General features: G+C 59.4%; 27 protein-coding genes. 10 read left to right on the top strand and 17 right to left on the bottom strand.

Features of this window, described 5'->3' with window-relative positions:
• Positions 1-179 precede the first annotated feature (179 nt).
• The 5 genes from NKJ12_RS16265 to NKJ12_RS16285 all read right to left on the bottom strand — a co-directional run bounded on the left by NKJ12_RS16265 (position 180) and on the right by NKJ12_RS16285 (position 4275).
• Positions 180-1133 carry a helix-turn-helix transcriptional regulator gene (locus tag NKJ12_RS16265; protein WP_352703848.1) on the bottom strand — a complete coding sequence of 318 codons (954 nt, stop codon included), beginning with the start codon at positions 1131-1133 and terminating at the stop codon, positions 180-182.
• Between the two features lie 1365 nt (positions 1134-2498).
• Complete coding sequence (locus NKJ12_RS16270) at positions 2499-2693, bottom strand: hypothetical protein (protein ID WP_352703850.1); 195 nt, start codon at positions 2691-2693, stop codon at positions 2499-2501.
• Positions 2694-2863: 170 nt separating this feature from the next.
• Positions 2864-3652 (bottom strand): hypothetical protein, encoded by a 789-nt coding sequence (locus tag NKJ12_RS16275; RefSeq protein ID WP_352703852.1) that lies wholly within the window; start codon positions 3650-3652, stop codon positions 2864-2866.
• Positions 3653-3692: 40 nt separating this feature from the next.
• Complete coding sequence (locus NKJ12_RS16280) at positions 3693-3986, bottom strand: hypothetical protein (protein WP_352703854.1); 294 nt, start codon at positions 3984-3986, stop codon at positions 3693-3695.
• 10 nt (positions 3987-3996) lie between these two features.
• On the bottom strand, positions 3997-4275 hold the full coding sequence (locus tag NKJ12_RS16285) for a hypothetical protein (protein ID WP_352703856.1): 279 nt from the start codon (positions 4273-4275) through the stop codon (positions 3997-3999).
• A 205-nt stretch (positions 4276-4480) separates the two neighbouring features.
• Here NKJ12_RS16285 and NKJ12_RS16290 point away from each other — a divergent pair, with 205 nt between their 5' ends.
• The gene (locus tag NKJ12_RS16290) at positions 4481-4663 is read left to right on the top strand and encodes a hypothetical protein (protein WP_352703858.1); all 183 of its coding nucleotides are present in this window, start codon (positions 4481-4483) and stop codon (positions 4661-4663) included.
• A 13-nt stretch (positions 4664-4676) separates the two neighbouring features.
• Positions 4677-4937 (top strand): hypothetical protein, encoded by a 261-nt coding sequence (locus NKJ12_RS16295; protein WP_352703861.1) that lies wholly within the window; start codon positions 4677-4679, stop codon positions 4935-4937.
• Between the two features lie 29 nt (positions 4938-4966).
• Here NKJ12_RS16295 and NKJ12_RS16300 read toward each other — a convergent pair whose 3' ends face one another.
• Entirely contained in the window at positions 4967-5188 is a 222-nt protein-coding gene (locus NKJ12_RS16300; RefSeq protein ID WP_352703863.1) for a hypothetical protein, read from the bottom strand.
• Between the two features lie 176 nt (positions 5189-5364).
• Between NKJ12_RS16300 and NKJ12_RS16305 the strand changes: the two genes are divergently transcribed.
• On the top strand, positions 5365-6753 hold the full coding sequence (locus tag NKJ12_RS16305; RefSeq protein WP_352703866.1) for an IS1380 family transposase: 1389 nt from the start codon (positions 5365-5367) through the stop codon (positions 6751-6753).
• 166 nt (positions 6754-6919) lie between these two features.
• Here the strand turns inward: NKJ12_RS16305 and NKJ12_RS16310 are convergent, their stop codons facing one another.
• A complete protein-coding gene (locus NKJ12_RS16310; RefSeq protein WP_352703868.1) occupies positions 6920-7225 on the bottom strand; it encodes a hypothetical protein in 306 nt (101 codons plus the stop codon).
• A 194-nt stretch (positions 7226-7419) separates the two neighbouring features.
• Between NKJ12_RS16310 and NKJ12_RS16315 the strand changes: the two genes are divergently transcribed.
• Positions 7420-7971, top strand: a complete 552-nt coding sequence (locus NKJ12_RS16315) for a hypothetical protein (protein ID WP_352703870.1) — start codon at positions 7420-7422, stop codon at positions 7969-7971.
• Positions 7972-8276: 305 nt separating this feature from the next.
• On the opposite strand, the gene NKJ12_RS16320 is transcribed toward NKJ12_RS16315, so the two are convergent.
• Both NKJ12_RS16320 and NKJ12_RS16325 read right to left on the bottom strand, forming a co-directional pair.
• Positions 8277-8534: a hypothetical protein gene (locus tag NKJ12_RS16320; RefSeq protein WP_352703872.1), complete on the bottom strand. Its 258-nt coding sequence runs from the start codon at positions 8532-8534 to the stop codon at positions 8277-8279.
• Between the two features lie 1330 nt (positions 8535-9864).
• The gene (locus tag NKJ12_RS16325) at positions 9865-10101 is read right to left on the bottom strand and encodes a helix-turn-helix domain-containing protein (protein WP_352703874.1); all 237 of its coding nucleotides are present in this window, start codon (positions 10099-10101) and stop codon (positions 9865-9867) included.
• Positions 10102-10262: 161 nt separating this feature from the next.
• Here NKJ12_RS16325 and NKJ12_RS16330 point away from each other — a divergent pair, with 161 nt between their 5' ends.
• The gene (locus tag NKJ12_RS16330) at positions 10263-10772 is read left to right on the top strand and encodes a helix-turn-helix domain-containing protein (protein WP_352703876.1); all 510 of its coding nucleotides are present in this window, start codon (positions 10263-10265) and stop codon (positions 10770-10772) included.
• Between the two features lie 16 nt (positions 10773-10788).
• Here the strand turns inward: NKJ12_RS16330 and NKJ12_RS16335 are convergent, their stop codons facing one another.
• The 4 genes from NKJ12_RS16335 to NKJ12_RS16350 form a co-directional block, all read right to left on the bottom strand.
• Positions 10789-12042 (bottom strand): CapA family protein, encoded by a 1254-nt coding sequence (locus NKJ12_RS16335; protein ID WP_352703878.1) that lies wholly within the window; start codon positions 12040-12042, stop codon positions 10789-10791.
• 77 nt (positions 12043-12119) lie between these two features.
• Complete coding sequence (locus NKJ12_RS16340) at positions 12120-12968, bottom strand: transporter substrate-binding domain-containing protein (protein WP_352703880.1); 849 nt, start codon at positions 12966-12968, stop codon at positions 12120-12122.
• Positions 12969-13023: 55 nt separating this feature from the next.
• Positions 13024-13773: an ABC transporter permease gene (locus NKJ12_RS16345; RefSeq protein ID WP_352703882.1), complete on the bottom strand. Its 750-nt coding sequence runs from the start codon at positions 13771-13773 to the stop codon at positions 13024-13026.
• A 14-nt stretch (positions 13774-13787) separates the two neighbouring features.
• Positions 13788-14447 carry an ABC transporter permease gene (locus NKJ12_RS16350; RefSeq protein ID WP_352703884.1) on the bottom strand — a complete coding sequence of 220 codons (660 nt, stop codon included), beginning with the start codon at positions 14445-14447 and terminating at the stop codon, positions 13788-13790.
• A 269-nt stretch (positions 14448-14716) separates the two neighbouring features.
• On the opposite strand from NKJ12_RS16350, the gene NKJ12_RS16355 reads away from it, so the two are divergent.
• Positions 14717-15634, top strand: a complete 918-nt coding sequence (locus NKJ12_RS16355) for a LysR family transcriptional regulator (protein WP_352703886.1) — start codon at positions 14717-14719, stop codon at positions 15632-15634.
• Between the two features lie 73 nt (positions 15635-15707).
• Here NKJ12_RS16355 and NKJ12_RS16360 read toward each other — a convergent pair whose 3' ends face one another.
• A complete protein-coding gene (locus tag NKJ12_RS16360; RefSeq protein WP_352703889.1) occupies positions 15708-16769 on the bottom strand; it encodes a site-specific integrase in 1062 nt (353 codons plus the stop codon).
• 114 nt (positions 16770-16883) lie between these two features.
• Here NKJ12_RS16360 and dusA point away from each other — a divergent pair, with 114 nt between their 5' ends.
• On the top strand, positions 16884-17879 hold the full coding sequence (gene dusA / locus NKJ12_RS16365) for a tRNA dihydrouridine(20/20a) synthase DusA (RefSeq protein ID WP_352703891.1): 996 nt from the start codon (positions 16884-16886) through the stop codon (positions 17877-17879).
• A 6-nt stretch (positions 17880-17885) separates the two neighbouring features.
• Here the strand turns inward: dusA and NKJ12_RS16370 are convergent, their stop codons facing one another.
• Both NKJ12_RS16370 and NKJ12_RS16375 read right to left on the bottom strand, forming a co-directional pair.
• Positions 17886-18590 (bottom strand): TIGR02281 family clan AA aspartic protease, encoded by a 705-nt coding sequence (locus NKJ12_RS16370; protein ID WP_352703893.1) that lies wholly within the window; start codon positions 18588-18590, stop codon positions 17886-17888.
• Positions 18591-18603: 13 nt separating this feature from the next.
• Positions 18604-18837 carry a DUF1289 domain-containing protein gene (locus NKJ12_RS16375; RefSeq protein WP_031193575.1) on the bottom strand — a complete coding sequence of 78 codons (234 nt, stop codon included), beginning with the start codon at positions 18835-18837 and terminating at the stop codon, positions 18604-18606.
• Positions 18838-19011: 174 nt separating this feature from the next.
• Here NKJ12_RS16375 and NKJ12_RS16380 point away from each other — a divergent pair, with 174 nt between their 5' ends.
• Positions 19012-20010, top strand: coding sequence for a nicotinate-nucleotide--dimethylbenzimidazole phosphoribosyltransferase (locus NKJ12_RS16380; protein ID WP_254817266.1), 999 nt, complete (start codon positions 19012-19014; stop codon positions 20008-20010).
• A gap of 3 nt (positions 20011-20013) precedes the next feature.
• On the opposite strand, the gene NKJ12_RS16385 is transcribed toward NKJ12_RS16380, so the two are convergent.
• Positions 20014-21528 (bottom strand): sensor histidine kinase, encoded by a 1515-nt coding sequence (locus NKJ12_RS16385; RefSeq protein ID WP_352703896.1) that lies wholly within the window; start codon positions 21526-21528, stop codon positions 20014-20016.
• A gap of 75 nt (positions 21529-21603) precedes the next feature.
• On the opposite strand from NKJ12_RS16385, the gene NKJ12_RS16390 reads away from it, so the two are divergent.
• On the top strand, positions 21604-22227 hold the full coding sequence (locus tag NKJ12_RS16390; RefSeq protein ID WP_352703898.1) for a thermonuclease family protein: 624 nt from the start codon (positions 21604-21606) through the stop codon (positions 22225-22227).
• A gap of 41 nt (positions 22228-22268) precedes the next feature.
• Complete coding sequence (locus NKJ12_RS16395) at positions 22269-22880, top strand: glutathione S-transferase (RefSeq protein ID WP_352703900.1); 612 nt, start codon at positions 22269-22271, stop codon at positions 22878-22880.
• Positions 22881-22888 lie beyond the last annotated feature (8 nt).

A 22888-nucleotide genomic window follows, 5' to 3' on the forward strand; every position in this document is an offset into this window, starting at 1 on the left:
TTAGATCAAGTGCTGGCGCGCCGCTCAGGTCCTTTTTACCGTCAAGTGTCCAGTAATCCCTCGCATCACACCTACTCAAACAAGCTGATGGTACGCCGATCCAAACGCATCGTCTTGTGCAGTTTGTGCCACTCGTTAGCCGTGCTCAAATCCGGCTCTGGCCAGAAACTTGGTCGAAATCACCCGGCGCCAGTCCGAAGCGTCTCCGAAGGAGTTTCGCCAAACAGTGCCTTATAGTAGCCAGAAAATCTGCCATGTTCGAAGAAACCATGCTCGATGGCGATGTCCGAAACATTCGTCATCTCCGGATCGCTTCGTTTGAGAATTGCCTGGATCGAGCACAGCCGCTTTCGCCGAAGGTAGCCGATCGGCCCTATGCCTAGGGTTTCAAGGAAAGCCCTGTGAAGGGTACGTCTTGAAACCCGAAAGGCGCCGCAGATTTCCGAGATGTGGACAGGGCGCACACCTGCCGATTCCATATGATTTTCGACGTCGTTGACAAGCTGAGCACCGTGATGGATCGGAACGGGAAGTCTCGGCGGCATGCACTGAAGTATGCCCATCGCGAACACCTCCTTGATTGACCGCATCAGGAAATCAGCGGCGGCGGGCGATAACTCAAGCGTACTTGGCTCTACCTGTGCGATGATGGCGAGAAAGCGTTTCCGGATCTCCGCTCTGATCTGTGTGGGAAGGCGATAGCGGTCCGCGACTTTAAATAAGTCTTGAGACAGGTTCTCATCGGCGAATATCTCGGCGATGTTAGGCGGCAACATCGAGATGGTCGCGTATGATGCCGGGCCTTGATAGACGCTCTCGTGGTCGAGGCGCGGCGGAAAGACCCCTATGTCTCCGGGGATTACATCGTGGCTCCAGCTGTATCTTGGGTTGGACCCATCAAGGAGCATTGCCAAGGTCAGCCTGTCGGGGCTAACGACGCCGCGCGAGCGAACGGCGGACGAGAACCGGCCAATGCTCATGGAGAAGCTTCCGATGCTTAGATGCGTCAACGATCCTGTCAGGTTGCCTCTTGCAAGTTGGACGATATCGAAATCCGCACCAGCGACCGCCTCGCGAAGCGCTTCCACGCTGTCGATCGAGACCTTGCGGGCGGTGGCACTAAGCTCGGACATTCAATCCTCCGCCAGACCCAATCCCAAACCGGGCCGATAACGGCCCGCTACAAAACAAGGCAGCAACCTCTTCGATCGGGTACGCAGCAAGAACCTCGATTTTTTGGCCAATTCACAAGCATCGTCGATCAATGTGATGATGCATACTAACTACACTAGACGTTGTGGCGATGCGAACAAACCTCTCTCGACCTAATGTAGGTTCTAACCTTAACCTGACGATGTCACAACGTCAAAATGAGGCTTGCAATATTCGACACGACGAGGATTCTATTCAATATTTCAACGAAATCAGGGCTTTGCCTACCTGGGATCGTGTCGATTTGGCTTGATGGCGCCGAGTCTTATTGCCAAGCTTGAACAATCTGGCTTTGGGCACTACGGGACGGTGTTGGCCGACAGTGGAATTGTATAATCGGCCGAGATGGGGCTCGCCAGCGGAAGGGCACCTTTCTGGCTAGTTCATTCCAGAACCTGACCGTCCGCTGCACGCGCGTGCAGATTGACGATATCGGCACGTCCTTCGCCGCTCATCATCGCCCACAGGTTCTTGGCCGCATGCCAGCCGATGGCCTGAGTTCCTTCAGTCGTCCAGGCGGCGACATGCGGCGTGCACAAGACGTTGGGTAGAGAGAAAAGCGGATCGTCGGTCCTCGGCGGCTCCGACCTGGCTGCAAGGTCAATCGGAAGGCGCCGATCGAGAAAACTGCCTTGGTTGCGGCCAGTTGCTCGACACGTCGGACCATCAGTTGCGGCGCGTGTCGTGGTGCAGCGAACTCTGCCGACTGGCCACCAAAGTCCGGCGTGAACAGGCGGACGATTACCAGGGCAAGGAAATCACGAAGCGGGCATTCTACCTTGCCCAAAAGCAACAGCTTCGCAAGCGGGCCTGCGAGTTCTGCGGCACGTCGTTTCGGCCTTCCGTGGAGGACTCCCGGTTCTGCTCGTCATCGTGCGCACGACATGCCCGCGGTGACATACTCGAGCAAAAAGAATGCGCAACGTGCAAGAAGGCATTCCAGACGCTCAGCCGTAGCAAGGCCGGTCTCTATTGCTCGCGGGCATGCACTGACGCCGGCCGCACCCCGAAGCCCGAACGCCTGTGTAGCCATTGCCAGCGCGTGTTCAAGCCGCACAGACATACTCAGAATTGGTGCTCGATCGAGTGCAGGGCAGCGGGCCAGAAGGCTACACCCCGCAAGTGCGATCAGTGCGGCGACATGTTTCAGCCCGGCAGCCCAGCGGCTCGCTACTGTTGCGCGGAATGCCGGAATCGAGCGGCCTACGATCGGACGACCAAATGACCCGCAAGCCGCGCGGCCCTCGGGCGGCGGCTTTTTCGTCTCATCCGCGCCGAGGATCGATCTAAGCGTTGCCGTTTTCCCAGCCTTCGATCATGTTTTTTGCACGAGCCAGGCACATTTGCTCACCCTCGTCGATTGTCGCTTCTGCGACCTCGCTTTTGCAGAGCGAGCTCCCGGGCGCCCACATAAGCGCATGCCAGCCAGCAGAGGTCATCTGAGTCTGAATTTTCCAGCCATTGTGCTGATATTTAGGCATTGCAGCCCTTTCCAAACTAATGATCGCGCATCCGATCACTACCAAATGACCGCGCACAAGGAGACTACTCCAAGTCTGATAAACAAAATCTTCCGGGTCTTTCCCCCGGCTAGGAAAATTTGCCGCGTTCAACGCGTTCCGCTATAGACTTCCGACGAGTCGTCCACAAGTTAAACACCAGAGTTCGCTATCGTCCGTTGACGAATTGCAATAGCGTCTTCGCCCGAGGCGAAGCTAGCAAACGCTGGGGAACGTGTTGCTGCAACGTATGGCCAATAAAAAACGAGACAGCGCCCATCCGAATTCTGGTCGCCGCGCGAAAGGCCGACCAGCGGTGTATGCATATCATGGATCGTGTCGCACAGACGATAGAAATAGTCCGACTCCTCGTAATCCGGAAGGGTTCCGTCCATGACGTGAACCGCAATGGGTCTTAGGGACTCCCTATACTCATCCTTTTCGAAGTCGTTATCCTTTAGCGAGATGAACTGGAAGTTCGTCTCTGTCGATGCGTCAAAAAATGAGCGGGCCTGGCGCATCGTCTCGGAATGCACCGATTGGTGCAGTAAGATCAGAAAGTCCGAGGCCATCTTGAGCAATTGCTTGTCGATGTGTTTGGGGCCTCTGTCTTCCCTCGTAAGAAGGCCGATATTCTCGGCTATTTCTGCAAGGTAGCTGAAGAAGTGCGGGTATACCTCTGCAGCTCGCCGCCGGACAAGACGCTCAGGTTCTTTGACATGCGCCATCTGCTCAGCGTGCCGTCGCCTCTGCTCCTGGTCCGATCGGTTCATTGCGTTGACCGTGATGAACGCGGCGGCGACAGCCATGAAGCCTGTGATCAGAGTTTGATAAGTTACCAGCTTATCGGCCGAGTGCCCGTTATCCATCCAGGCCATTCCGGCCAGAAAGCCTAATGTCGCCGCGACCACCGCGATGAACCAGACGTCGCTGCGTTCCATGGATGCCCCTCCGGCTGCCTTCCTCGCTTGAGCAGGCTTATTAAGCACTTCCCTCAGTGGCGCCCTCTTCATCAAGGGTGCACGGCACGGGCAGATAGGCGTTGGCGATGAGCCAATCGCCTACGATGGTCCTAATGAGATCCGTCTTGGATAATCCCATCTCAACGGCCAGCCCGGTTAGCGATTCATCGACCTTTGGGTCTAGATCAATGCCGCCCACGTTCCTGAGCATCAGAGCGGCCCGACGTAGCTTTATCTGAAGGTCCGCACGGGAGACGTCCGCAATCGTATCAGCGGCCTTCTCCAGGTCCACTGCAACGCTGATGCGGCCCATGTAACTTCCCCTAGTGCCGAACGCCCGCCTTCGTGATTTCCCGGAGATAGATGTCCGTCTGATGGCGGATTGCCTCCGAAAGAGATAACGCAAGATCGGGGTCGTCTGGATAGTTCGCCAATGCCCAGGTTGCGGTAAGCTGGGCAATGGCCACTTTCTGACTCACATCGGAAAGGCCACGCATCTGCTTGGTCATCTTGTCGACCGCCCTGTTAATCGCTGGACGCTCACGCTTCACCAGGGCGTAAAGCTCGGGCTGTTCGGATTCGGTGGCGATGATCGATTTCATGGCTGTGTCTCCATTTTGCCAACAGTGAACAAAATAAGAACATCGGAGTCAAGAGGGCCTTGACCTCGGAGGAATATGTTCCTCATTTAGGTCCATGGCGCACGATCCGATAGACACGCTGGGCAAGGCGACCCGGCACAACATGCTTGTGAAGGCCGAGTGCAGCTGCGGCAACGTCCGCTACTGCCGATCAGCGGACCTCATGATGGTCTATGGCGGCGGTGTCGATCCGATGTCGCTCAAATTCGACTGCAGTCGATGCAAGCCGCAGATCAAAATAACCCTGCTGGAGGTGCATCCCGAGCATCTGCCGAAACGGCTGATGATCCACAAGCCGATGAAGCTGGATGGCAAAATCGTTTGGCACACAGAGAGGTTTCGCGGATGATTGGCGGCCGCCAATGACCATGAAATATCCGTTTGTCGAGGACACGCTCGGCAAGAAGCTGCAGGTCGGATCGGGGCTCTCGGTCGACTGCATGACCTGCCGGCGCAATGTGAATCTCGATCTCCGGGCGCTCGTCAAACGCCTTGGCGAAGACCATGGCTGCATGCACTGGGATCTCGTCAAGGTGCTGTACTGCCAGCCATGCCGCGACGCGGGGCGCCCTGACCGGAACATCTCTTTCACCAGCCATCCGAAGACGCCGGGGCATCGCTAGACATGTCCGCTCGGTCGGGCGCAGAGACGTCAAATTCGTGTCAAACTAACTTCAGAAAGCACCGTTTTGAAATTACCGTCCTCCAGTTGATTGACGTCCTCGCCCGTCGAGAGGAACCATTCTTTTGTGGTGGGGATATATTCTGCGGGACCGTCGATAGGTTGAAATTTCCTGAGATTGTGGAGCTCAACCACCGTGTATCGCTTCCGGTCGTCCCCGACGCAGGCGTATCTGCCGATCTCTTTTCGCATAATGCCTCCTGTGAAAATCTGGCTTCTAGCCCAGGTAATGCCTTATTACGGCTCGATCGATTTTTTTCCGGGGGCCCCTAGCCCGGATTTCTCAAACCTGACGAGTGCATCGAGGGCCAGAATCTGAGATAATTCATTTGCGACAATGGGTTATCGGATTCTGAAGGATTCCCCCGATGCAGGCGGACTGTAGCGCGAAGCTGTTCGAGTTTGAAGCGGTCGAACGTAAGTCTGTGGTCGCCGGCTTTGACGGCGGGACCATCACTTCCAACGCCGGGGCGCTGCTGCTGGGCCAGTTGGACAAGGGCCTGGGCCTGATCCGCCGCTTCGCCGGCTGCTTCGCCGATCGGCGCGACCCGCGCCTGGTCGAGCATCGACTGGAGACGCTGGTGGGTCAGCGGGTGTTCGGCTTGGCGCTGGGCTACGAGGACCTGAACGACCATGACGAGCTGCGCAAGGATCCGGCCTTGCAGGTCTTGGCCGGCAAGCTGAAGCCGCATCTGCGCGGCGACTGTGAGCCGCTGGCCGGCAAGAGTACGCTGAACCGGATCGAGCACACGCCGCGGCGCCACGGGGCCAAGTATCACAAGATCGACTGCGACCCGGCCATGGTCGATGCGCTGCTGATCGAGCTGTTCGTGGAAGCCCATGAGCGGGCGCCGCGCCAGATCGTGATCGACCTGGACGCCACCAACATCCCCCTGCACGGCCATCAGGAGGGCCGCTTCTTCCACGGCTATTACGACTGCTACTGCTATCTGCCGCTCTACGTGTTCTGCGGCCGCCATCTGCTCCTGGCCCGCCAGCGCCGCTCCAACATCGACGCGGCGTCAGGCTCGGTGGAGGAGCTCGCCCGCATGATCACCCAGATCCGCCGCGCCTGGCCCAGAGTGCGGATCATTCTGCGCGCCGACAGCGGCTTCGCCCGCGAGGCGCTGATGGCCTGGTGCGAGCAGAACCAGGTCGACTACGTCTTCGGCCTGGCCCGCAATGTCCGCCTGCAGGACGAGATCGCCCCGCAGCTGGCCGAGGTGGCGAGCCTATGCGCCGCCTCCGGCAAGGCGGCCCGCCTGTTCAGGGACTTCCGCTACGCCACGCTCGACAGCTGGAGCCGCCGGCGCCGGGTGGTGGGCAAGGCCGAGCACACGCCGCAGGGCTCAAACCCTCGCTTCGTCGTCACCTCGCTGGCCAAGTCACGGTGGGACGCCAGAGCCCTCTACGAGGAGCTCTACTGCGCCCGCGGCGAGGCCGAGAACCGCATCGGCGAGCAGTTCGAGTTGTTCGCCGACCGGGCCTCCTCGGCCACCCTGCCAGCCAACCAGCTGCGCATGCTGTTCTCGGCCATGGCCTACGTTCTGGTCGAAGCCCTGCGCCGCACCGCCCTGAAGTACACCCAGTTCGCCGACGCCTCAGTGCAGACCATCCGCCTCAAGCTGTTCAAGCTCGGCGCCCAGGTGCGAACCAGCGTCCGGCGCATCCACTTCGCCATCGCCTCGGCCTGCCCCAACCAGATCGACTTCGAAATGGCCCACCTGTATCTCCGCCGCGCCTTCTCTTCCGCCTGAACCGGAACCTGGCCGACCACCGCGACGACCTCCCGCAGCGTCCGCGCGCCCGCCAACACTACTTCCACGATCACAGCCAACCACCAGACTCGCCCAACGCGAGCCATCCCGCTGGCCACCTCGCCAGCCCCGGCCCGCCTGCCTCAATCAGCCGCCAACCGCCGCTTCAGCAGCTCAGGCTTGAGAAATCCGGGCTAGTGGATTCGTGAGTCAACACATCCCAGTGGCCAGTATCGTCCAATCGAAGTGCCTCTCGAACCTGATCTTCCGCATTGGGACACCTGTCTTTGATCAGCTTGTTGACGGCGTCTGCCCCGCCAACGTTCCACGCCTCAATGTAGTCGTCTTCCCAGTCTCGCATGGTGAAAACTCCGTTGTTGCCCACAACATTTGCGGTCGGATCACGTTGCGCGAAAGTGAAATTCACGCCAATGTTGCCGTGCAGCCCCAACGGGAGATGGGTGCTAGCCATCTCCCGCCGGCGGGTGTTGCGCCTACTGGAACGCAGGGTTTGCGGCACACGTCTCTTGTCAGGGGACACCGCAAACCCTAGCCAGCACCATACATCTACAGGCAAGAAGCGTCGGGCGCCTGCCGAGGCGGGCTTTTCCCACAAGGTTTTTGTACCCTTTGCGTTCTCCCAGGAATCAAAAAGGCGCTCGACCAATGTCTGAAGGCGAGGAAGATCTACCGATTTTCCCGATGGAATTAGTGTCCAGTGTTCGGAAGTCCTCATTCCGTTACATCTATAACTCTGACCTGGCAGAGGATGAGGACGTCGAAAACCTGATGGACCTCACTTGGCGTGCGCCGGAAACAAAGAATTTTGTCTTTTGGGAGTGTGAGGGGGGACTGGGTTCCCCAACCCAAAAGGCGCTGGATTCTGGCAGGATTGCTTTCTCCGAAGTGCAACGTCATTGGCACCGCCACCCCAACTTCAAACGGGACTTTATCCGGATAGTGGGCAAGCAGGAGTTTGAATGGAGGGAAATTGCCGCGAAGTCTGAAGAGTTTTTCCGCGGCGAACTGGGGTTGTCGACCGAAGAGCGTCGCCGACGCGATAACGAGTCGATCGCAAAGGAAATCGCAAAAAATGCCCCGGAAGTGCCATCGCCCTTCGGAGGGCGGCTTGGGGACCACTTGAACAAATATTCGACGATTTACACGATCCTTGGTGTCATAGTGACAGTTGTCTCGATCGCGATGGCCTTTATCTAAAGCGCCGGGCCGGCGCCTATGAAATATGGGTTTTCCATATTCTCATCACGCGTTAAGCCATTGAAAAGAACAGAAACGGCGTCAAATAATTGGTTCGTCAGCGAGGCGAAATCCATATTGCTTTCGGTCTAGCCTATGCTTCGTGAACTGAAACACAGGAGCATCAAAATGATCAAAAATGCTGAAATCGTACGCCAGATCAAAGAGCAATACCGGGACCGTCCTGTCGAAGAGATCCTGGCACTTATGGCATGGATGAGGACCGCGTTCCCCCACCTGTGGCCATGAGGAGCCTTGAGCGTGCTTTACGTTAAACGCCCCGTCCGCTTAGCTTTGAATTCTTCATTGAATAGACCTTCGCGCACTCGGTCGCGTTTTTCGATGAGTGCGAGATAGCGTGCTCTGGAGGGATCACCCATCCATTGTCCCGCAATCGCAAGCGCTCTAAGCGGCCAAAACTCGTCTGACTCTTCAGCCGTCAGCCCTGCAAATCTGTCGTCTCCGTTGGTGTCCGGCATTAGGTCGCCGTTTTCGATCATCTGACGGCGGTCGTCATCAGACATAGGGAACCTCTTTGCCACTGCAAATCCTCCTATAATTCATCAAGCAGCTAACGCGGCAGGGGATGAAAGGGAAATTGATTCGCCAAAATGGACGGCAATGAATGCCGGCGAATATTAGGGAAAACTTAGGGGAAATTGCCCGCGGGCAGACTGGAAATCTGCTAAGTGCTTGAAAAGTCTGGTACGCCCAAGGGGAATCGAACCCCTGTTACCGCCGTGAAAGAGGCGAAAGCCGCCGCTCAGCTCGCGACGCCAAAGTCGAAAAAATTGTCGGTTCAGTGGCGAGATGGTGGCGAGATGAAAAACGTCAGGGCGGTATAGTTGAGCAGAACGTTACTAAGTGCCTGATTTTTAATGGATTTTGGTGGGCGATGCAGGGATTGAACCTGCGACCCCGTGTGAAGGGTGTGCTTTCACGTTGGGCTGGCGCGAAAAAAACTACGAAGTAAGCGGCGTTGAATATGCCCGTCGGTGTGAAATACGATTTTCACACTATTGGACAGGCCAAGAAACTTTGAGGTCAGCCTATAGGCCAAGAGCGGAACGACCGCATCTGCCCATCATTATACTGGAAGCTGCCAGTCCGATTCCGGCCTAGAAGCTGCCGGGAGCCAATGTGGTTTGCAGACGCCCAGGGTGACCCGCGGTCGGGATAGCGACCGCCCAACCAGTGTGGCTGTAAATCGTCAAACGAATGCCACATCGGCAATCACGCTAGGGGCGATTGGATGGCTCGATGCTGCACCCACGTCATGAACGTGTTCGCTTCGGGAGCCACAGATTTCTCAGACCTGCTTGTCACTGGTTTGGGTGCGCAATTTCGAATCCAATAAAGTCGACCGTCCCGTCGATCGCGTAAGCATCCTTGAGACGCTCCAATTTGTAAGCGAGATGTTTTTACTAAGGCGTAAGCTATTTTGAAGCTAGACCAGCCTCCACCAATCGGCGGAACGCTTCCGATCTAGTGGGCAGATCTGGCTGAGTGCGACGCCATTCGTCAACGCGAGCAAGCAAGTCAGTCGAGAGTCGCAACTCGAAGCGTTCGGTTTTGGTGTCGACAGGATCAGGAGTGTTTGACAATGATGGTGTCCGTAATGTACGGTATGTACGTAATTTGTGGTTCGCTTTTCGCAGCCGAACGACGTGCTCCAACACATCGTTCGACCTAACCACAACCCAAGCTGTCTGGAGCTCGGATCATGACTGATTCCGACAATAACACGACTTTACCTTTCGTCACGCGCAGGAGGGTATCTAGGCGAACGTCAATTGCAATGGCGAGATCACAGCCCAATGCGGCCCGGATCCCGTCTTTCCGCTAACTGAACATTCAAACCAGAGGATCTAAGAGCCGTACACCCTCACCCTTCTGACCAGCGGATAAGAATTCGATACCCGCTTTTGTCAGAGCCGCCTCAATCGCCTGCAAAGTGCTGATCCGGGAATCTACCTTGCCATTTTCCAACCGGGCCAGCGCGTTCAGCGATACAATTGCCTTGTCAGCTAGCTCCTGCTGCGACCAACCAAGCAAAGCCCGTGCGGCTCGAATCTGTCGTGGACTGACCATGAGTCCACAATCGGCAGGCCGATTTTCTTTGCCACATATAGGGTTATTTTACACCCTATAAGGTATATTAAATGGCCGTTTGCCATTCAGGTGACCTAGAGACGAGGCTAGTTCACACCGCCACAACCCTATCCGACTGACTATGGGAGCACAGAAAGGCATTGTTGAAATCGCAACAACCCGTCTTTCGGATGGCGTCGAAGCCAAAGATCGAGAGTGAACCTCATCTTGCCGATCGGCATGTCGGCAGGCAGATTGCGACCGTTCGGGTCCAGTCGGACATATCACAAGCCCAGCTCGCGCGATCCATCGGTATTAGCTTCCAGCAGCTCCAGAAATACGAGAACGCGCGGAATCGCGTGAGCGCGTCGATGCTCTACGAGATCGCTACGTCGTTGCACGTTCCTGTCGGCCGCTTCTTCGAAGGCCTGCCGGGAAACGATGAGGCCCGCGTCGAGGCGCGGCCCCTGCCGGTCGATGAGCGCTTGGATTTCATTGCCAGCGCGGAGGGCCGGCGCCTGATCGAGGGGCTAGTGAATCTTCCGCCGCGTGTGCGAGGTCGCGTCTCGTCCCTGATCGCAGCGTTAGGAGAAGAACTGGCCCTGCCAGACACAAAGGCGGACAGCGAGACGGCCGGCGAATCCTCTCCGGCCGAATGCAAGACCGCCTAACGGCCAGTCAGGCCTGTCAGCCGAATTTTCGGGCAGCCGGCACGGCGATACGGCCGCAAGCCGAGGACACTTCGATTTCGACGCCGAACGCCCGCGAGCGGGTCGCGAATCCCTCGAGGATCTCTTTCGCCGCGCTTCCCGTCACGGCGACGGGCACCAGTCTGCCTGTTGCCGATCCGAGAGACTGGGCCTGCGCGCCGATCAGGACGGGCAGGAGGTCTATTTCCGCGAGGTTTCCGCCCGCGTCATAGCGGCATGCGGCGACGATGCTTTGCCAGACTTCCGGTGGATCCCATTCGGTTTCGTCGGCGTGCACGTGGAAGAGGAAATTGCCGAGGCCATAGAAGATCGGCGAGCCCTTGTAGATTTCCACGGCCTGCAGCACCGGAGCGCCGTGGCTGACGAACAGGTTCGCGCCGGCGTCGATGCACATCCGCGCAAAGGTCTGTACCCAGCGCGGCACGTCCTGCCAACCTGGTTCCCAATGATGGTGGTGCAAATAGGCGATGACGAAATCGCCTTGTGCCGCCGCGTGCCGGATGGCGGCCAGATGGACACTCGCGCTCCGCTGATCGACTTCGATCAGACGGCCGAAATCGGCGGCTTGCGCGAACACGGTGCCGTAGAAATTGATCTCCGTGCCGGCCGACACCTCTACCGGGTCCTCCGGTTGCGCATAGTTGGCCAGTTCAAACGGGGAGCTTTGCAAATGAGCGCTCAGCCTTGCCAGTCTGCCGAAATGTCCGTCCGGCACCCCCATCTTGCGAACGGTGTTCAGGCGATTGACGCCGGGCCGAGCCGGGCGGAAGGCCGTGCGGTCTTCGGCATACATGTTGGTCGGGCCGGGGCCTGCATCCATCGCAAGAAGCGCGACCTCGCGCGCGCCCAGCCAGCGGCGGCCCGGTTTCCCGGCGTCAGTCTCGTCGGCACCGATGCCGGCATGCAGGAAACCGCGCGCTTCCACCTCCTCCAGCGTCGAGAGGATGCCGCCAGCACCGAGATCGAAAGCGTGGTTGTTTGCCAGCGCAAGCGCATTGAAACCGATGGCCTGCAATGCGTCGAGCACTTCAGCCCTGGAATATCCGAAGTATTTGCCCTTGGTCGGCCACCCGCCATGCTTGCCGAGGATCGTCGACTCGAAGTTTGTGAAGACGACGTCGCCTTGACGCAGGAAGTCCGTAACCGCGATGAAGCGTTCGTCTTTGACGTCACGGACGTCGTGCTTGATCAGGGATTGGCCGGTAACGACCGCGCAGAACTGGTCTTTCATGGAATTCGCCTTGAAGGAGGGGAGGGCGCCGGCGTTCCGGCCAGCGCCAGGTCAATGTCGAAGTCGGTTGCCGAGGCCTATTGCGACACGGCCGGTGAGATATCGCTCTTGAACCATTTTAGGCTCAGCGCCTTGATCGTCCCATCCTTGGTGGCCGCGTCGATTGCCGCGTTGAACTTGGTGAGCAACTCGGCATCGTCTTTGCGCATGCCGGCACCGACGCCCGGCCCCCAGAGCCCGCCCTTCAATTCCGGCCCGAAAAACACCGCATCCGAACCGGAAGGTGTCTCCAGAAAATCGCGCCAGGTGAAATAGTCGGCGAGGCCGCCGTCGATGCGACCCGCGGCAAGGTCGAGCTTCATGTTGTCCAGGCTGTCATAACTGCGAATGGTCACGACATCGCCCAGGATTTCCTTCACGACTGCTTCCGAATTCGACGAGCGCAGGGCCCCGATCGCCTTGCCGGCGAGTTTCGATCTGAGGCGTTCGATGGTCGCCTTCTCTTTGTCGCCGATGGTCGAAAGGTTGACCTTTTCCTTGGTGCCGCCGGCGTCGAGGCCCAGGTCCTTGCGCACCACGAACTGGTTGAAGCCGGTGGCATAGGGGATCGAGAACGCGATCGACTGCTTGCGTTTTTCCGTGATCGCCATCCCGGACATGATGACGTCGAACTTGCCGACAAGCAGTGCCGGGATGATCCCGTCCCAATCCTGCGGGACGAAGGTACATTTGATCTCAATGCGACGGCACAGCTCCTGTCCGACATCGATATCGTAACCGTAAAGTTGACCGTTCGCGTCGGTGCCGTCCCAGGGCGGCGAGGCGCCTTCAGTGGCAATCGATATGACGCGCTCGCTTTGCGCGCTCGCCGGCACTGCCGACATCAGGGATGCGATAGAAACAGCAATAGCCAGGGGTATGCGCATGATGCACCTCTTCGTTGGTTTGGATGGAAAGGGGAGCCCAGAACCTGCGGCGGCGTCAGGGCAGGGGCGTCGTGATCTCTGGGTCAGGTAGGGCGGGGCGCAATCGCGCCTTTCGTCGGCGAACCGGATGGCCGTCGGTCGACAGCCATCGCTCCAGCAACTGGATCGCTTTCACCGCCATCGAGGTGAGCGATAGGTAGATCGCTCCGGCGACGATGAAGATCTCGTACGGCGCGAACGTGGTCGAAACCATCTGTCTCGCCATGCCGGTGATCTCGAGCAGCGTTACCGTGCTCGCCAGGGACGAGCCCTTGATCATTCCGACGATCTCATTGCCGTAGGCCGGGAGCGATATCCTGAAAGCGATCGGGAAAATGACCAGGCGAGCGATCTGGAAGCGTTTCAAGCCGAGAGACGTGGCTGCCTCGGTGACACCCTTAGGCACGGACTGGAGACCGCGGCACAGGATCTCGGTGGTGTGTGCCGCGCTGTTCAGCGAAAATGTCAGAAGGGCGCACCAAAAAGGGTCGCGCAGGATCACCCAGAAGATGCTGGTTCGCACCGCCTCGATCTGAGCCAGGCCGTAGTAGAGCAGAAAGAGCTGAACGAGCATCGGCGTGCCGCGAATGACATAGGTGTATGCCAGCACCGAGAGCGAAAGACCGGGACGTCCAAATGCGCGCATGAAGGCAAGCGGCACGGACAGAAGGAACCCGGCCGTCAGCGACAAAATCGTCAGGGTCAATGTGAGACCAACGCCCGAAGGCAGGACAACCATTGCGTCAAACATCAAGCCGAGGTTCATGGTTCGCATCCCTCCTACCGGCCGAGTGCCGGATAGCGCCGCTCAGCCAGCCGGATCGACAGCAGCGTGACGGTGGTCAGCGACAGATAGAGAGCGGAGGCCGCAAGGTAGAAGGTCAACGGTGCGCGCAAGGATCCGGCCCCCACATACGCAACGCGCATGATGTCGGTCAGGCCGACGATCGAAACCAGTGCGGTATCCTTGAAGAGCGAAATCCAGAGATTGCCATAGGCAGGCAGCGCCAACCGCAGCATCTGAGGTCCGATGACGAACATCCAGCGCTGCCAGGCGTTCAGCCCAAGCGACTTTGCCGCTTCGGTTTGGCCCGCTGGCACAGCCGCAATCGCGCCGCGAAACACTTCGGTCGCATAACCGCTGAAAACGACCGAGAGCGCGATAACGCCTGCGGTGAATGCGTTCACCTCGACATACCGGCCGGCGATCTTGCTGGCGAGCGTGGTTCCGCCGAAGTAGATGAGCAGGATAATCAGAAGTTCTGGTACACCCCGGACGACTGTGGTGTAGGCGGTCACGACCGCGTTGAGGCGCGGTTTTGCCGTGCCCTTCGAAATCGCCAAAAACAACCCAAATGCCGTACCAAGGCAGCCGCTGACAAGGGCCAGGCTGATGGTCACGGTGAGTGCGACAACAAACTGAGTAGTAAAACCACCCATGGGGCGCTTTCCTCGACTCGCAATTACCGAAGGATACGCCGGCCTTTGTCACTCAGACCAAGTCGTATAACCCAAGGTTGTGAATTGTTATATTTGTAATTTGGAGTTAATTGGGATATTCGCTAATTCTAGCGCGTGAAATTACACACTCAATCTATAATTTTTATTATTTTATCTATAACGCGCCGTTATATACTGAGGTGGTTCGGTGCTCCTCAGGATGGCGATTTCTGCTTCCCGGGTGGTTATCAGGGAAAGGCGCGCAGGGAATGGAGTTGTTGCAGAGCGACCTCAAGCTTCGTCAACTGAAGGTCTTCCGAGAAGTCTTGCGGGCCGGATCGACAAGGCGAGCGGCGGCAGCGCTCGGGATAAGCCAGCCGGCCGTCAGTCAACACGTGAAGCAACTCGAGATCACGCTCGGCATCACACTCTTCAAGAGATCAGCCAACCGCATCGTCCCCTTGCAGGAAGCCTGGGAACTCCTGCGAAACGTAGAACTTGCCCTGACGTCGCTGGATCGCCTGGAGGCGTCGATCTTCGCTATGAAGAACGAGGAAAAGCAACGGATTGCGATTGCCGCGCCCTCTGTTTTCGGCTTCGTGACCTTGCCCAAAGTCGTGGCGACTATCCACTCAAAGACCGCTTCGAATGTCCGATCGATTTCGGGAAGCTACGAGCAGATTGGCGAGCACATCCTGGCTGGGCGCGCGGATCTCGGAATCTCGAGATTGCCCCTGGATCCACGCCTGTTCGAATGGGCGCCGCTCGGGTCGGCACGAAACGTATGCATCTTCCATCCCGACCACCGCTTTTCAAAACAGACCTGTATCGAGGCGCAAGACCTGGCAGGCGAAACGATCGTCGATATCGATCCCAAGTTCGCCGCTCACCAGATGAACTTCAATGCCTTGCGCTTCGCCGGCGTTGAGCCAGACATACTGGTGGAATTCGATTGCAACGGTCACGAAGCCGGATACGTCTCGGCTGGCCTGGGCATTTCGATAACCAATGAGATCATTGCGCGTGAATACGCGGCGTTTAACCTCGAAGCGAAACCGGTGGAACCGTCCGCGCTCTATCACTACGTTGCGATTTGGCAGAAGGGCAGGACCTTTTCCAATGCATTGAATGTCTCGCTCGAGGCGATCATCGCTGCGTTTTCCACGCAGCCGCCTGAGGGAGGTTGATAGGTAATCCTCAGGAAGCGGCAGATTGAAGTTTTTGTTGTTAGCACACAGCAGATCGCACTTGCGCCGGCTTCTATGCGGCGCGCGCTGCCAACAGCGCGTGGAGAGCCTCCGGCTTCAGATGGGTGTAGCGCTTCAACATTTTCCAGTCTTTGTGCCCAGTTACCAGCGCAACCTGTTCGATCGTGAATCCGGCCTCGAAAAGGCGGCTTGTCCCTTCGTGCCGCAAGTCATGAAAATGAAGGTCGTGGATGTCCAGGTCCGCGCACCCTCGACGGAAGGCGGTGCCGACTGACCTATGATTGAAGGGGAAAATTCGATCATCTTCATTGCTGCGCTTTGCCAGTTGCTCCTCAACAATGGCCCACGCATCGTATCCGGTTGCCGCGAATAGCGGTATGCGCTGATTGTTGCCGTTCTTGTTCCGAGGGTCTTTCCGGTCACGGATAAGAAGCATCCGCGTGCGAGATTCCAGGTCGGACCAACGCACCTTGCAGATCTCCTCCTGGCGCATCGCGGTTGCGACGGCGAAACGTATGATCTGGCTAAGCGGAGCAATTTGACGAGCGTTTGCATCGAAGTGGCCGATGAGCCTGTCGAGTTCATCCTGCGTCGGCCGTCTGTCGCGCTGGTGACCTTTCCCAACGAGGCCAAGTCTCTTGAGGGCGATACGCGCGAGATCAACTGGTTCGACCTTGACGGGCAGGCCGTGAACTGCAGCGGCATGAGCCAGAATGAGTTTTATAAAGCCGATGTCGATACCGAGAGTCATCGGTCCGGCGCCTTGGTCGGCCCGGTCGCGACCAAAACGAATGAGCCGTTCGCGATCAAGGGCTGCGATGTTGCACTTCCCCAGATGTCTTCGGAGCATATCGAGGGCTGCGGCCTTGGAGCGGCGAGGGGACTTGCCTACATCGCACATGTCGTCGATATGAAGGTCGATGAGTTCGCCGAAGGTCTTCAGGCGCGCTATACGGGACTTTGTCGGCGTCTCACCACGATCGACTTGGCGCTCGGTTTCGGTCGCCCAGCGTCGTGCATCGTCTCGGCGCAGGAAGGTCTCGCTGACGTAGCGACCTTTGCGACGGACCTGGACACGCCAGGAACCGGACGAGAGCTTTGTGTAGGTGGCCATTTTTCGTGTGCGCTCCGTGTGCACTGAGAGATCGAAACGTGGCGAAAAGGGTCGTATTCTGGCGTAAATTCGTGTGCACTTGGCAGGTTCTAACGATTTGATGCTAAAGAAAAAATGCTGAAAAATCAAGACCATAGAGTGGCCGTGGCACCCATGATGGACTGGACGGACCGGCACTGTCGGTTCTTCCATCGCCAGCTGACGCGCGAGGCGCTGCTCTACACCGAGATGGTGGTGGCCGATGCGGTCATCCACGGCGCACGCGAGCGCCTGCTTGGCTTCGACGACAGCGAGCATCCGGTGGCGCTGCAACTCGGCGGCGCCGATCCGGGAAAGCTGGCCGAGGCGGCGCGCATCGGCGAAGCCTTCGGCTATGATGAAATCAACCTCAATGTCGGCTGCCCGTCCGACCGCGTCCAGTCGGGCACCTTCGGAGCCTGCCTGATGAAGGCGCCTGTGCTCGTCGCAGATTGCGTTGCGGCGATGAAGGCGGCGGTGAAAATACCGGTTACCGTCAAGTGCCGCATCGGCGTCGATGAGCAGGATCCGGAACCGGCACTCGATGCGTTGGCCGATGGTGTTTTCGCGACCGGCGCCGACGCGCTGTGGGTGCACGCCCGCAAGGCCTGGCTGGAAGGACTGAGCCCAAAGGAAAATCGTGACATCCCCCCGCTCGACTATGACCGCGTCTATCGGCTGAAAGCCAGAAAACAAAACAAATTCATCGGCATCAACGGCGGCATTCAATCTCTCGCAGAAGCGCTGACGCATCTCGACCATGTCGATGGCGCCATGCTCGGCCGCGCTGCCTATCACACGCCAGGGATACTGACCGGCATGGATGCCGCGTTTTACGGCAGCACAGCTGAGTTGTTCGACTTTGCCGCGCTGATCGACGCCATGGCGAACTATGCGGCACGCCATATCGAACAGGGTGGACGGCTCGGGCATGTCACCCGGCACATGGTCGGGCTGTTTCACGGCCTGCCCGGTGCACGCCGCTACCGGCAGATCCTCTCCACCGAGGCGACACGGCCGGGTGCCGGACCGGAGGTGCTGAAGTCAGCCTTCGCCGAGGTCGATTTCGGCAGGACCGCAGAGGCGGCCTGAGCGAACTCAATCCCGCAAGATCATGCGGTCGCCGCGCACGTCGAAACCCGACAGCGAGCTAATGAAATTCATGCCGAGCAGGCTCTGACCGAGGGTGCCGGGTGCGGCGATCATGATGGGCATGTCCTTGCGCACGATGCCGCCGATCGACAGTTCGTCGCTTCGCACCGCCGCTGCGCGCGTCATGCCGTTGGCGGTCGAGATCGGGATGGTGAAGTGGAGAGCCGCCGAATTGAACCCGGCCGCCACAGCGTCCTCGGCGGTCAGCACTGTGCTGGTCGCGCCGGTATCGACAACCGTCAGGATCGGCGTGCCGTTGATCGTGACGCGCGCTTCGAAATGGCCGCTGCCGGCCTTGTCCAGGGTGACGGTGGCATGGCCTTCTTCCACGCCCAGCGCCAGCGGACTGCCGGGAACAAGGCCGGCGGTGACGCGGCTGGCGAAATCCTGCAACTCATAGCGGTACTGATAGCCGGCGATCAGCGCCAGCACGATGGCGCCCCAGGCGCCGAGGCTGCGGGCCATGGTGCCCAACGGCCTGCCCGATCTGAGCAGGCCGGCGCCGACGAGTGCCGCTAAGGCGCCAAGCCAGATCAACTGGCTGAAATCGTAATTCTCAATGCCGAATGTATTGCCGGCGGAATCGTTGAGCATGAGCAGGAGTACACCTGCCCCGATCGCGACGATCAGAATCCACAGCAGTCGGTTCATCTCTGCGGCCGGTTCACGAGAGGGCGTCGCGTTCGCGTGCCATGCGGCTGCGACGGGTTTCCCGGCGGGGGCGTCGCTCGACCGTTTCCAGCCTTGCCGGCAGCTCGGCCATGACGCTGCGGCGGGTTTGCGGGGTCATGTCGATCCAGGCTGCGATTTCCTCGCGCGTGCGGCCGCAACCGAAACAGAAGCCGGTTTTCATGTCGATCGAGCAGACCAAGATGCACGGGGATTCAATGGCCGTCATAAGGATTTCCTTGGCTAGCCTCCACATGGTGCAACGACAAAGTCAATGCAAGCCCTCCGGGATGCGCCGCCAACGGGTGCGTTCGCGTCAATACCTCGAAGTTTTGCCGAGGTTGTGCCGGCCCGCCAAGGCGGCTATGCCGCTCACCAATTCACAAGGACGATTGCCATCGACATGACCAGCGCACTGCCTTTCGACGATTTTCGCGACCTCCTGGTGAGCCTGCCGCCGGCAGATATGGCTGCCAACACCCGCGTTCGCCAGTTGTTTGCCAAGGCAGACAAGCCCGAAGGCTCGCTTGGCCGCATCGAGGACATCGCCGCCTGGCTCGCCGGCTGGAGCGGTCGCGCGCCGCCGGCGGTGACTCGACCATTGGTGGCGATCTTTGCCGGCAATCATGGCGTCACCCGCCACGGCATTTCGCCGCGCCCCGCCGCCGCTACGGCAAATGCAGTCGAGCTCTGCGCCGCCGGCGGTGCAGCGATCAACCAGATCTGCATCGCCAACGACCTCGGCTTGAAGGTGTTCGATCTGGCTCTGCACATTCCGACAGCCGACATCACCGAGGATGCGGCACTGGACGAGCGCGGTTGCGCCGCCACCATGGCCTTCGGCATGGAGGCGATTGCCGGCGGCACCGACCTGCTTTGCCTTGGCGACCTCGGCGTTGGCAATTCGACTGTCGCCGCGGCCCTTTGCACCGCACTGTTCGGCGGCACCGGCGCCGACTGGGTCGGCCCTGGATCAGGGGCCGACGCAGCGATGCAAAGGCGCAAGGCGGAGGTGGTCGATGCCGCGGTCGCGTTTCACGGCGCGAGCCTCAAGGACCCGCTGGAAGCGCTGCGCCGGGTCGGTGGACGGGAATTCGCAGCGATCTGCGGCGCCATTCTGGCGGCGCGGATGCAGAAGATCCCGGTGCTGCTCGACGGGTTTGCGGTGACTGCGGCCGCTGGCGTCCTACATACCGCCAACCCCGCCGCGCTCGATCATTGTCTCCTCGCAAGCCTGTCGCCGGAGCCTGGCCATGCCAAGGCCGCCGAGCGCCTCGGCCTTCGCCCGCTGCTCGATCTGGGCGTCAGTCAAGGCGAGGGGGTAGGGGCGGCGCTTGCCGCCGGCCTGGTCAAGGCGGCCGCGCTGACCAGCTCCGGCATGGCAGCCGCGGTCGGCGGGTAGCATTCAGCGGCGGCGTGAAGCAACCGCCTTGGTCGGCAGCGCCGGCAGTTCCTCCATCACCCGGCTCAGCGGGAAGATTGCGATCGCCTCGGTCCCTTCGCGCAGCCTGGAATGGAGCTGGAATTCACCGCCATGCATGGCCAGCAGGCCTTGCACGATCGGCAGGCCAAGCCCTGTACCCTGTTCGGCGCTCTTGATGGCGATCGAGCCCTGGCCGAAGGCCGAGAGCACGATCGGAATCTCGTCTTCCGGTATGCCCGGCCCATTGTCCTTGACGGAGAGATATTGCCCGCCGCCCGCCGTCCAGCCGACGCGCACGCGGATTTCGCCGCCGGTCGCGGTGAACTTGATGGCGTTGGACAAGAGGTTGAGCACAATCTGCCGCACCGCGCGTTCGTCGGCAAACAGGCGCGGCAAGGCGTTTTCGAAATCCTGGACGATGCGGATGTCCTTGTTGCGCGCCTTCAACTCCATCATGTGGCAGCAATCCTCGACGACGGAAAGCAGCATCATCGGCTCCTCATTGAGCTGATAACGGCCCGCTTCGATACGCGACAGGTCGAGGATTTCGTTGATCAGGTCGAGCAGATGCTGTCCGGAGTCGTGCACGTCACGGGCATAGTCGCGATATGTCGGGTTGCTCATCGGGCCGAGCACCTCGTTGGCCATCACTTCGGAAAAGCCGAGAATGGCGTTGAGCGGCGTGCGCAGTTCGTGGCTCATCGAGGCCAAGAAACGCGATTTCGCCAGATTGGCGTCTTCCGCCCGCCGCCGTGCCTCGTCCGACATCGATTTCGCCGTTTCCACTTCGGCGATCAGCGCATCCTTTTCGGAGCGGAACGAAAACAGCATCAGCGAGGAACGGTTGAGCTGGCGCGCCACATAGGCGAAGAACGGCAGCGACGACATCAGCAACCCGGCCATGATCACTTCGACCGGCATCCATAATTTTGCACTGGCATAGGCATAGATGGCGACCGGGAGGGCGAAGGTCGCCAACAGCGCACCGCGAAGGGACGATGCCAGGATCGCGGTTGCCGACATGGCGAGCAGCAGCACCACCGCCTTGGCGACCTGGAACTGGTCGATTTGGCAAGCTTCGCAGCCAAGCCATGCGAACCAGGCCCAGCCAAGCCCGCAAAGAAAATGGCCGATCAGGAAATCCCTGTGCGTCTCCAGCGGGTTGAGCTCGGACGCTTGAGTGACGCGTCTGGCCATGAACGCAACGATGGTATAGCAGATGAATGTGAACAGCGCCCAGACGCCGATCTCCTTGCCGAGGCCCGCGAACAAGCCTGCCGCGGCAGTTGCCAGAACGAGCAGCGGGATAACGATCACGCCGCCGGTCATCGAAAGCGCGTGGAGCTTCAACAGCTCGCGGTCGAAGTCGGGATTTCCGGCTTGCTGCGAAAGACGGTCGCGCGTCTTGCGCACCGCGCGCGCGACATCGCTGTTGCGATGGCGTTTCCTGCGGTCCACAATAAACTTGTCCGCCGTGGTCGAGCGTTGCAGGGGCATGAAGTCTTCAATTTACGCGGGCAGCAATTTCAAATCGTTAAGCTACGTTCGAATGATTAACCAACGGTTTGCCATATGAGCCGTTCGTGGTCGCGATGGCCGCGCCAGCGATACTATGCGCCACGTCCGCGAAGCCTGTGGCGCCGACTGATGGACTATGGGCTGACACTCATCGTGCTGGGCCTGCTGATCCTCCTGGCGGCGCGCCTCGACCGGGTGGAGACGCGCAAGACGGAGGGCGCGGCCACCGTCAATGATGGCGATAGCATCACGCTCGGCAGCGAGCGCATCCGCATGCGTGGCATCGATGCGCCGGAATATTCGCAAATCTGCCGCAAGGACGGTGCCGACTATCCTTGCGGCAAGCTCGCGCGGCAGTCCCTGGTGCGGTTGATAGCCGGCAAAGCGGTCTCCTGCAGCGGCTGGCAGCGCGACCGCTACGGCAGGCTGCTCGGCGACTGCAAGGCCGGCGGGAAGGATCTCAACCGCGCACAGGTCGAGGCCGGCTGGGCGGTCGCCTTTGGTGATTTCGAGACCGAGGAAGCTGCTGCGCGCGCGGGCAAAGCCGGCATCTGGGGCGGAACTTTCGACGAGCCGAAGAACTGGCGCGAGAGCCACGGCCATGAGCTGGTCGAAAGAAAGCACGGCGCCTTGGCGTCGATCGGCGATGCCCTGCGTGAAATTTTTCGCTTCTGGTGAGTTGTGCCTATAGTTCGTCGGGACGGACGAGGAGGATGGAGATGAAGCTGTTCGACGGCGGGCGCGCGCCCAATCCACGTCGGGTTCGGATTTTTCTGGCCGAAAAGGGACTTCAGGTTCCGCTGATGCCCGTCGACATGGGCGCGCTGGAGCACAAAGAGCAGCCGGTCAGCTCGCGCAATCCGCTGAAGCGTCTGCCGGTGCTCGAGCTCGATGACGGCACCATCATCACCGAATCCGTCGCAATCTGTCGTTACTTCGAGGAACTGCACCCCGAGCCGGCTTTGTTCGGGCATGGGGCGCTCGGCAAGGCAATCGTCGAGATGTGGCAAAGACGTCTGGAGTTCAATTTGTTCGGCTGCGTCGCCGCGGCCTTCCGGCACATCCACCCCGCAATGAGGGAATGGGAGATCCCGCAGATCCCCGAATGGGGCGAGGCCAACAAGCCGAAGGCGGTCGAATTCCTGAGATTTCTGGACACTGAGCTCGCCGGCAGGGAATTCGTCGCTGGCGATGCCTATTCGATCGCTGACATCACCGGGCTGGTCGCCATCGATTTCATGAAGCCGGCTCGCATCAAGGTACCCGAAGAGTGTAGCAACGTGCTGCGCTGGCATCGGGAAATCTCCAGCCGGCCGAGTGCCGCCGCCTGATAACGAGT

The sequence above is a fragment of the Mesorhizobium sp. M0195 genome (genome assembly GCF_040322115.1).
In the GTDB taxonomy this organism is placed as follows: Bacteria; Pseudomonadota; Alphaproteobacteria; order Rhizobiales; family Rhizobiaceae; genus Mesorhizobium.